At 31.8% G+C, this 1466-nt stretch carries 2 protein-coding genes; both read right to left on the minus strand.

The features are described from left to right. A partial coding sequence (locus tag DW103_RS17780) for a 6-bladed beta-propeller (RefSeq protein ID WP_158576718.1) occupies nucleotides 1–722 on the minus strand: 722 nt, incomplete at its 3' end. A gap of 163 nt (nucleotides 723–885) precedes the next feature. Next, the gene (locus DW103_RS17785) at nucleotides 886–1143 is read right to left on the minus strand and encodes a TIGR04149 family rSAM-modified RiPP (RefSeq protein ID WP_122278606.1); all 258 of its coding nucleotides are present in this window, start codon (nucleotides 1141–1143) and stop codon (nucleotides 886–888) included. Nucleotides 1144–1466: the final 323 nt, after the last annotated feature.

Raw genomic sequence — 1466 nt, forward strand, 5'->3', positions numbered from 1 at the left:
TTAACGGTGTATACAGTATCCGCCAATCCCGCTTCGAGAAATAAAGCAACATCTTTGCAAAAATTAACACTATAGCCAAAACCAAAAATAAACCCCACATATTCTTCCGTGGTTATATCTTTTATTTGAGTAGATAGATTAAGCGTTTTATCTATAAAATTACCAGAGGTATCAATTAAGGCATAACCAAAATATGAATCTAATAACTTCACCATACGAGAACTATACGTATCACATTGTGACAAAAAGTAATTATTCGCCCAATAAACACCTTTAATAAGGAAGTTGTCATATCTACATACTTTTCCTTGGAATTTACCATCATAAGTATATTTCCGAACAATTTTAGCCTTGCTATCATGCAGATAAACATTTTCTTTTTCCGGATCTATAGAAATCGTAGAAATATAAGTATACTCACCCGGACCTCCTCCCTTATTCCCTATTTTGTTCCGGAAATTACCCTGTTTATCAACAACAATAACACGACCAAGGTCCGACAATATTATTTTTTCGCTCTTTTCATCATATACACAATAAACCAAATCTTCACCTAAAAGATTATCTTTCAACTTCAACGGTATATACTCGATACTCTCTATAAAAGTACTCAAACTGACCTTCTCATCCACATTTTGTAATGCTGTAGGCAAATCGACTGTTACAGGATAAGTTACAGTAGTATTAGATATTATACCATCTACTAATTCTTCTGACTTCATTTTATTATTATTACAAGCTAACAATAACAAACAGATAAAATTTAGATAAAAACCATTCATTCGGTTATAATTAAAAAATTAAACAATTATTATTCTGCTAATTAAATTATAGGTGAAATAATTCATCTCACCTATAATCAAATCAATAATTAATGCTCACTTATTAAGGAGCCTTATGTGTACTAGCAGAGGATAAATTATAGGTATCACCACAGGCCTGATTACCACCATAAGACTGCGGATGTCCACCTAGGACATTAGCATTATAATTATCCTGAATACTAGACCCATAATACGGAGCTTGATCCACAAAGTAGCAGCCACAGCCGCACTTATATCCACCACGTAGAGCAGACATTTGTTTCTGCTCCAACTCTTCAACCACCAACTGGTTGATTTTTAAATCTTTCAACAGCTTCATGTTGTTAATTTTTAAATTAATAATTTATTTAATAAAAGGCACTAATGCCAATCTTTTTATACAAACCCTCGTAAATCCATAAAATTAAGAAGATATTAAATTACAATAATAAAGAAACCCAAGTATTTCGCTCTGCATAGAGTTACCGCAACTAATATTCAATAGCAATAAAAAAAGTAACAAATAACTTCTCATGTTTTTCATATCGTTTTTAATTTATTTTGCATCATCCTTCACTTTCATCAACATCAAAATCTGATCATCTTCTTCATTCAAATTCTTCACCAGTGCTTTCAACTTCTCTTGTGCTGCCTTATTCAGAA

This window comes from Parabacteroides sp. AM08-6 (assembly GCF_003473295.1).
Classification (GTDB): domain Bacteria; phylum Bacteroidota; class Bacteroidia; order Bacteroidales; family Tannerellaceae; genus Parabacteroides.

Bases quoted from the DNA above. Each gene is read 5' to 3' on its own strand.
- DW103_RS17785 (WP_122278606.1), bottom strand. From the start codon at position 1,143: ATGAAGCTGTTGAAAGATTTAAAAATCAACCAGTTGGTGGTTGAAGAG.